This window comes from Mangrovimonas futianensis, assembly GCF_021245805.1.
Classification (GTDB): Bacteria; Bacteroidota; Bacteroidia; order Flavobacteriales; family Flavobacteriaceae; genus Mangrovimonas; species Mangrovimonas futianensis.
On the sequence record NZ_JAJJNF010000064.1, the window covers coordinates 1 to 288 of the forward strand.

1 protein-coding gene is annotated in these 288 nt (G+C 43.4%); it reads right to left on the reverse strand.

The window, feature by feature from the left end; translation table 11 throughout:
* Positions 1 to 288: Ty1/Copia family ribonuclease HI (locus LOK78_RS16515; RefSeq protein ID WP_232635683.1), on the reverse strand; the 288-nt coding region annotated here is incomplete at both ends.

Here is a 288-nt window from a genome sequence, read left to right on the forward strand (position 1 = left end):
CGAACTTCTTGATCCAAACCGCCTCTTTGGCCGCATCAGATAATGCTATGTACTCAGCCTCTGTTGTAGAATCAGCTACAGTACTTTGCTTTGAGCTTTTCCAACTCACTGCAGCTCCATTAAGGCAAAACACATAGCCCGACTGCGATCGGAAATCATCATGATCTGTCTGAAAACTAGCATCACTGTATCCTCTTACAGTGAGCTCATCTTCTCCTCCATAAACCAAGAACATATCCTTAGTCCTTTTCAGGTACTTTAGGATATTCTTGACAGCGGTCCAATGTT